Below are 8093 nucleotides of genomic sequence, written 5' to 3'. Positions count from 1 at the left end.
ATTCTCTCAATTGAAAAAAGGTGATTTAATGGCTTTAAACAAATACGGTTCTGTTAAGCAAAACAAAAATTATAGTCAATAAACCAGACAAAAAAGAAACTTTTTACATATAATATTGTCTAGGGAAAAAATAGGTTAATCTGTCATTTGGTCAGCTTAACCAGATTAATAATTACTATTGCTACTTGCTACCCAATATCTACTATTTTAGATGTCGGGCCGGAAATTAAAATGTAGGTATTTAACGGAATTAATACCTAGATTAATATTTTAGTGCTGATGATCAAATTATCCAGAAAGCCCTCCTGAATTAGTTAATAAGTAGTTGTAGAGAAAATTTAAAGATCAAGCCTCAGAAACCTAATACTAACATAGATGAAGAGGCCAAAAAATGAGCGTTATAATTATCTAACCAACCAGTCTGTAATAATCCCAACAGTCAAGTTAGTAATAGATAACGCCAAAACTAAGTGTGCAAATTGATAGGTCTGGGAAATCATAACCAGCACTACTTTGACCTTATTTAGACTAGCACCAAAACCACAGCCGTCATTTCTTTCCCATGTATTCACACATCAAAGCGAAGATCGGGAGTTTTGGCGGAATAATTTGAGCATAAGGATAGAAAATAAGTGACTCAAGAATTTCATATTTCAATTACTCCCCTGGGAGAAGACAAATATCTTGTCCGTACAGAAAAAGTACCTGTTGGTGGCCTAGTGGCTGAAGAAATAGTCGAATGGCCTGTAGAACAATGGCTGGCCCAAGCACGTCACCTACTTGGCGATCCATTTACCGATATCCTAGAAGAAAAGTCCAATTCTCAGGTAGTTATCCCCGATCAGATTGTGGCCAGGTCTGGGGAAGTAGTAAGTCCAAGTTTAGTAGCATTAGGCCAAGAAATGTATCAAGAATTATTCAAAGATACTCTTGAGCATAGTTTGACCTCTGCTCAAGCAATAGCTCATTACTCAGGAGAGGTTTTACAGTTACGTCTAGGTACTAAAGACAGACGTATATCCAGTTTGCCTTGGGAGGTTCTCCATGTAGGCGATCGCCCTCTGGCAACTGGTACTGATATTCTCTTCTCTCGCTATCAACCCAATACCTGTTTACCGAAATCTACCCGGATATTAACATCTGAAGAACCATTAAAAATCTTAATGGCGATCGCAGCTCCTACTGATAAGGACAGTCTACAACTAGAAAAAGAATATGAGGCATTACAACAAGAACTGGAAAAAAATAGTGGGCAAACTCAGATTCACCTAGATATTCTCCGGCAACCAGGGCGAGAACAACTTACCCAAGCATTAGAACAAGGTAAATATCAAGTCTTCCATTATGCAGGTCATAGCACCTGGGGTATTTCTGGTGGTGAAATATCTCTAGTGAGTAATATAACAGGTTTAACAGAAAGTCTGAGTGGTAAGGATCTAGCAGGTTTGCTAGTTAACAATGGTATTCAGATGGCGGTATTTAACTCCTGTCGAGGTGCTTACAACCATCTTGTTCACCCCACTGATGAGGGAGTAGAGATAAACTTAGCAGAAGCGATGGTGAAACGGGGAATTCCGGGAGTGCTGGCAATGGCGGAACGCATTCCAGATGATGTTTCTCTGATTCTGACACGGTTGTTTTATCGCAATCTCAATCAAGGTGATCCGATAGACTTAAGTTTAAGTCGGGCAAGACAAGGACTTATTTCTGCTTACGGTTCTGATAAACTTTATTGGGCATTGCCTGTTGTTTATCTACATCAAGATTTTGGTGGATATCTAATTGAAAAACAAAACGATTCTAAAATTGAAATCGAAGAGGAGTTCCTAACACCTATTGATGAAAAGATTGAATCTCCTAACTCACCAGAAGATTCAACTCGTGTCCAACCAGATATCGAACTGGGGAATTTGGAGCAATATCCTACTGAAGCTGAAACCAAGAATTTGAATTTGCAGGTTGAAAAGAGTAAAGATCGAGTGATGACACTTGAGGAGATATTGCAAGAAAGAGAAATAGCAAAGCAGTTAGATAATCAATCAATAACAGCAAACCCAAATAGTGAAGAATTTCTATCAATATTCAAGACATCAAAGACTGAGAAAAAGTCTCATAAATTTTCCTGGAAAAAAGCATTAGGATATACGATATCAGGAATGTTGTTATTATTTGGTACTAATTTAATTACTTGGAATAGACAATTAGAAAGAAGCGTTAAATTGCCAAAAGCACCCGATCCAGGTCTCAACTATGAATATAACAGAATTAGACTTGTTAATGAAACAATTAATAGTACCCCAGAAGTACATAATTTGGCAATTGAACAGTTTAATCAAAATGAGATTCAGGCTGGTAAATTTGTATTAGAGAAATTATTAGAAGAAGGAGAATTAGCAAAAGTAGCAGAAGCTATAGATGCTGTGCCAGAACAACTCAGTGACTATCCAGAAATAAATTTTATCAAAGGTCGATTAGTCTGGGAATTATCCCAAAATGGAAATCAAAATAACTTGATAGATGAAGCTATAATTTATTGGGAAAAAGCTGCTGCCAAAAACCCAGAGAATATTCAATATCAAAATGCTTTAGGCTTTGCTTATTACACCAAAGGAGATATAGAAAAAGCTTATGCAGCTTGGTTAAAAGTGTTGCATTTGTCTGGAGAAATTCCCCTAGAATCTCAAAAAACTCGTCCTGTTTCTTATAACTACCAGAGAAATTTATCCCTCAAGAACAGAGAAGCTCTAAATGCTTATGCAGGTCTAGGATTAGTAACGCTTAAATCTGCTCAAAATTTACAAAAAACTCCCGTTCAAGCTTTTAAATATGCTGGTAAAGTTATGAGAAAAGCTGGTCAACGATTTTATGTCGGAGAACTGCAAAAAAATTGGTTGTGGTCTCCTAAAGCCCGTCAAGATTGGCATAAACTATTGAAACTTCGAGACAAACAGAAAGACCAACAGTGGCTTGAACAGAATCAAAATTCAGAAACCCTGACTTAAGTGACAGTCATGGTAGACCTAGTGACTGTTTATTTCTTGCGGAGGCTAATATAATTTATATATAATTTGTATTAGCCTCTCATACTTTTCCTTGAAATTATTGTAGTTAAGGGAGCTGACATCTAGCAGTAACTTTTTATTTTAATTCTCTCTCAATTTCTCAATGGCTTTTGTCACCTCAATTCGGCAATAGCTAACGGCAGTTAGATCCGCATTCCGCAGAAAATGCTGACGGTTAGATATATTGAAAATTTATTCCTTTTAAATACTAATCTAATTCTAGAAAATATCACAATGACACAAAAACAGGAAAACACGGTAAATTTTTTTAACTCAGTTCCTGGCAGGATACTCTCACACCTAATTGCTGTTTTGTTAACTCTAGGTGGTGTTTGGTTATTTCAAAATCGACCAGTAAATTATGCAAAAACTATACCTTTAACTCCCGACCCAATTAACCTTGAAATATATAACAAAGAACAACCTATTAATTATAGTGCTAATACGGTAGAAGCAGAAAAAAAATTAGCTATTGAACAGTTTAAGAAGAATGATATTGAAGCTGGAAAAAAAGCAGTAGAGTCCCTACTAAATAGAGGCGCTTTTTTCGAGGCAAAAGAAGCTCTTAATATTGTCAAAAATGCACCTAATAATAACAAAAATATTGATCCAGAAATTGATTTTTTATACGGTCGATTAGTTTGGGAGTTAGCTCAAGATGGAAATAGAAATTATGATGTAGATGAAGCTTACGATCATTGGAAAAAAGCAGTCGATCAACGTCCTAATTCTATCGTATATCAAAATGCTATAGGTTTTGCTTACTATACCAAAGGAGACTTGGAAAAAGCTTATAAAGCTTGGTTCAAAGTATTAAAATTATCAGGAGAAATTTTACCAGAAACAGAAAGATTGCAGAATATTTCAACTGAGGCTATTACTACTCCAGAAGTTGAACAAAAAGATGCTCTTAATGCTTATGCAGGGATTGGATTAGTAATGATGAAATCTGCTCAAAATTATCAGGGAAATGAGCAAAGAGAACGCTGGTTGAGAGCGCTCCAATATCGGACAAAAGTAATGAAAGAAGCTGCGAGAGAATATCATATTCCTCAACTTCGACAAAATTGGTTATGGTCGCGAGTGGCGCTACGAGATTGGGATTTTCTGATGAGAACTGATTGGAATATTTTGAGGAAAAGAAATAATTGATCGGGACTGACGCAGGCGAAACCCCCAAACCCGGTTTCTCATAGACGTCTATTGCTCAAAACAATGATTTACGGCCTTGTTGCATGAAAGTATATAGCTGCCGCACTTGCTCCGCATCTGTACTTCATAACGCGCGGAAACTGCTGTAACTATTGGACAATAGATGAATAAAACAGCAATCTTTAATATAAAAAGACTGAAACCTTTACAGGCAAAAGTTTTGAGGTTTAATCAGCCACCCCTAACTATTGGACAATAGATGAATAAAACATCAATCTATAGAAAGAGAACGATTGCGTTTTTTATGCGTAGCAGGCTAGACTGGGGCGAAAGAAGTGGAAGCGTGAAAGTGGCTACCATCGACGCTCTCTATCTGAAACCACCATGTTCAGGCTCAAAGTGATATTTGGAGGTAAGTTGCGACGACGAAAATTTGATGCCCAAGCAGTGGAGCTATTCATACAATGTGCCATGCTTAACCGTATGATTCAAAAAGGTAAGCCTAAAAGCTACAAAGTTGGAATCTAGTAGTTAACTCCCCTTAGTGGAGTTTCGCGTTGGCGGAGCCTAGCGCCAGCTATATCGCAACTTTCATGCAACAAAGCCATTAATAATTGATAATTGATAATTGCAACTGCAATGTCAATTATATCATGTCCGGTAGCATCGGAGCATCTATAGGATTAGGTCACAATTGTAAGAAACCCTTCTACCTTCTACCTTCTGACCTCTGCCTTCCTTCCACCAAAGTGTAAGTATTCAAGCGGACATGATATTAATTGAGGGCAAAATTTTTCAAAGACTGTTCGACAGCGATCGCTCTTGTTGTGCTTTGATAGCTTTGCGTTTTGCTATTTCTTGAGCAGGTAAAGTCTTTCCAGGGAATAATCTTGTCCGAAATTTTTGAGTTCTTTTTGGTAAGGCGATCGCTTCTTTTTCTCTATCCACAATTAATGATTCCTAAATTGTATGTGTGTACTTATTTAATATGAATTATACTACTGTCTACTTAAGACTGACAAAAATATTTAATGATAAATGTTGGGTTTCGCACTCGCTCTACCCAACCTACAGAAAATTGTTAGTTACTTAGAATGTCTTTCTAAAGCTAATTGAATCAAAATATCTACTAACTCATCAAAAGGAATGCCAGTAGCTTCCCAAAGCATAGGATACATACTGGTTGCAGTAAAACCAGGCATGGTATTAATTTCATTAATAAAAATTTCTCCTGTTTTTTCCACATAGAAAAAGTCTACTCTTGCTAAACCTGCTGCATCCACAGCTAAAAACGCCTGAGTAGCCATTTCTTTGATTTGAGTGGCGATCGCCTCACTGACTCGCGCTGGAATAAATAAATCTGCTTTTCCTTCTGTGTATTTGGTTTCGTAATCATAAAAATCACTCTCAAAAGTAATCTCACCAACTACAGAAGCTTTCGGCACATCATTCCCCAACACTGCACATTCTAATTCTCTCGCTTCTACACCAGTTTCAACAATAATTCGACGGTCATAACTGGCAGCATTATCCAAGGCAGTTTCTAATTCTGAACGAGAGCGCACCTTAGCAATACCCACTGATGAACCTAAATTTGCTGGTTTAACAAAACAGGGATATTCTAAAGCTGCTTCAATATCATCACACAATTTGGGAAAAACACAAGGATTAGACCAAATTTGCGATCGCGTCACTGCTTGATATTTAACCTGGGGCAAACCTGCATGGTCGAAAGCTATTTTCATCGCTATTTTATCCATACCCATTGCCGAACCCAAAACCCCAGACCCCACAAAGGGAACCTGCATTAACTTCAGTAAACCCTGTATAGTACCATCTTCCCCATTCGGACCGTGGAGAACTGGAAACCAGACATCTACCTGTGCTGCTTCGGGAGGAGTTTGCCAAAGATTAGAAGAAGTTTCTTGAGTTAGGGATGTATTGGAATCATTATTATTTTCATCTGTTAATGGCAATGATGGAGGGTTGCCAGACTCTAGAACTTTTTGAGCAAAATCACTTGGTTGCCAACGACCATCTTTTTGAATATAAATTGGTATCAATTCGTATTTGCTGTTATTTTCACCCTTACTTAAAGCAGTAGCGATCGCTTTAGCGGAACGAATGGATACTTCATGTTCGCCGGAGCAACCACCAAATAATAAACCTACTCGTAATTTTGTCATGATCGGATTCCTTTAACAGAATTTTATTTTAGATAGATTATCATACTTAAGCTAATTGGTCATTCTCATCGTAATTAATAATTAATAATAGACATCTGGTGGAAAATAAATAAACCTTTTAGTTGTATTAGCTAAAGAAAGAAAAAGTCACTATAAAAAATCCTTTTTCCTGCCTTTTTCGTAAAAATATCTTACCTGTTCCCAGTTAAGTGTTCCCTGTTCCCTACTATGCGCAAAAAATCTATATCTTTTTCACGCCTAGGTCTAATGAATAATTAATAATTGAAGAACTTATGGCTAGTGAGATAAACTGCTGGACAAAGTAAAAACCAAATCTTCATAACTTAGACAATTTATTTGTCAGAATGTAGAAAATACCATTAATCTAAACTGCAACTAATAGGAATTTCCACAGAACGTAAAAAAGCAGCATTTTCTTCTGGCACAGCAGTATTAATAAACATTCCACTTCCCATTTCAAATCCAGCGGTAAGGGAAACCCTAGGAACAATTGCTAAATACCAATGGAAATAATCTGTACGTTGTTCATCGGTTGGAATTGAACGAATTATATAATTATAATCTGGGTTATTTAAGCCATAATAAAGTTTCCCTAAAACAGTTCTCAAATTATCAGCTAAATCTAACATTTCTGACTCAGTAATTTCATCAAAAGATGATGAATGACGCCTGGGAAAAATCCAAGTATGAAATGGAGAAAGTGCTGCATAAGGAATAAATGAAACAAAATATTTACTGGCATAAATTATTCTCTCTTCAGCAGCTAGTTCATCTGCTAAAGTTCGGCAAAATAAACATTCTCCAGTATCATCAAAATATCGCATTGCTTCCTGTATCCTAATCCGTAATTGATAAGGTACAATTGGCGTTGCTGCCAATTGAGAATGGGGATGTTCTAATGATGTACCGGCACCTTTACCATGATTCTTAAAAATTAGGATAGTTTGAATTCGTTTATCTTGTTTTATCTGTGAAGATCGCAGGCGATAAACTCTGAAAATATTGACTATATCTTGAAGTTCTAGAAATGGTATTGTCAGGTCATGGCGTGGGTGTTCGATAATCACTTCATGGAACCCAACTCCTGTCAGAGAACGGAAAGTTTTATCTATTTTTCTAATTTTTTCACCTGTTGGAGTTAGAGCTGGATATTTATTAGGTACTGCCCTAACTCTCCAACTATTATTATCTTTTAGTCGAAATGATTCTGGTCCTGTTAGATGTTCATTGCCGAGACAAAATGGGCAATTTGGTTGATACGATGGGATGACAATTTGCGATTTTTCGGGTTTAGCAAAATTATCAGGTCTTTTGGCTCTTTCTGTCGCAATAATGACCCAATCTCTAGTGATTAAATTTTGTCTTAGTTCAGTCATTGGTGTTTTTCCAATTATTTGATTAATCTAACTATAATCGTGTTTTTATGATTAACAATTGCAGTCATAAATAGTAGCTTTAAACCTTGGTTATTAACCCTAGTCATTTACACACCCATATATTTAGTAATTAATATAGAATAATACTAAGTTTTTTGGGGGAATCTCTGGATAAAGTATATGATTTTTAACTTTTCGGGTGCTTTTTCAGATGTTCCATTAACTTGAACTTCTATCAAACAAGTTGCTCCCTCCCCATCACGAGCGATCGCTTTTGCTAAATAAATACAAACTTC

At 36.5% G+C, this 8093-nt stretch carries 6 protein-coding genes and 2 pseudogenes; 3 read left to right on the top strand and 5 right to left on the bottom strand.

Annotated features, from left to right (window positions below; all coding sequences use genetic code 11):
- Nucleotides 1–404: 404 nt before the first annotated feature.
- A complete protein-coding gene (locus AFK68_RS37100) occupies nt 405–572 on the bottom strand; it encodes a hypothetical protein (RefSeq protein WP_168186572.1) in 168 nt (55 codons plus the stop codon).
- A 60-nt stretch (nt 573–632) separates the two neighbouring features.
- Between AFK68_RS37100 and AFK68_RS20365 the strand changes: the two genes are divergently transcribed.
- The 3 genes and pseudogenes from AFK68_RS20365 to AFK68_RS42140 all read left to right on the top strand — a co-directional run.
- Nucleotides 633–3002 (top strand): CHAT domain-containing protein, encoded by a 2370-nt coding sequence (locus AFK68_RS20365; protein ID WP_094674582.1) that lies wholly within the window; start codon nt 633–635, stop codon nt 3000–3002.
- A gap of 294 nt (nt 3003–3296) precedes the next feature.
- On the top strand, nt 3297–4214 hold the full coding sequence (locus AFK68_RS20360) for a lipopolysaccharide assembly protein LapB (RefSeq protein ID WP_143438082.1): 918 nt from the start codon (nt 3297–3299) through the stop codon (nt 4212–4214).
- A 324-nt stretch (nt 4215–4538) separates the two neighbouring features.
- Nucleotides 4539–4742 (top strand): annotated as a pseudogene (locus AFK68_RS42140) (IS5/IS1182 family transposase); the annotation flags it as partial.
- Nucleotides 4743–5009: 267 nt separating this feature from the next.
- On the opposite strand, the gene AFK68_RS37095 reads toward AFK68_RS42140, so the two are convergent.
- The 4 genes and pseudogenes from AFK68_RS37095 to AFK68_RS35315 form a co-directional block, all read right to left on the bottom strand.
- The gene (locus AFK68_RS37095) at nt 5010–5162 is read right to left on the bottom strand and encodes a hypothetical protein (protein ID WP_168186571.1); all 153 of its coding nucleotides are present in this window, start codon (nt 5160–5162) and stop codon (nt 5010–5012) included.
- 137 nt (nt 5163–5299) lie between these two features.
- Entirely contained in the window at nt 5300–6400 is a 1101-nt protein-coding gene (locus AFK68_RS20350) for a D-alanine--D-alanine ligase family protein (protein ID WP_094674578.1), read from the bottom strand.
- A 380-nt stretch (nt 6401–6780) separates the two neighbouring features.
- Nucleotides 6781–7797 (bottom strand): galactose-1-phosphate uridylyltransferase, encoded by a 1017-nt coding sequence (gene galT / locus AFK68_RS20345; protein ID WP_094674576.1) that lies wholly within the window; start codon nt 7795–7797, stop codon nt 6781–6783.
- A 203-nt stretch (nt 7798–8000) separates the two neighbouring features.
- Nucleotides 8001–8093, bottom strand: a pseudogene (locus tag AFK68_RS35315) (bifunctional ornithine acetyltransferase/N-acetylglutamate synthase); the annotation flags it as partial.

The sequence above is a fragment of the Hydrocoleum sp. CS-953 genome (genome assembly GCF_002260545.1).
GTDB lineage: Bacteria > Cyanobacteriota > Cyanobacteriia > Cyanobacteriales > Microcoleaceae > Trichodesmium.
The sequence above is the reverse complement of the archived record's forward strand: the minus strand, read 5'-3'. Positions and strand labels throughout refer to the sequence as shown.

Excerpts from the sequence above, each read along its gene's own strand:
- AFK68_RS20360 (WP_143438082.1), top strand. The coding sequence starts at position 3,297 with ATGACACAAAAACAGGAAAACACGGTAAATTTTTTTAACTCAGTTCCT.
- galT (WP_094674576.1), bottom strand. The coding sequence starts at position 7,797 with ATGACTGAACTAAGACAAAATTTAATCACTAGAGATTGGGTCATTATT.
- AFK68_RS20350 (WP_094674578.1), bottom strand. The coding sequence starts at position 6,400 with ATGACAAAATTACGAGTAGGTTTATTATTTGGTGGTTGCTCCGGCGAA.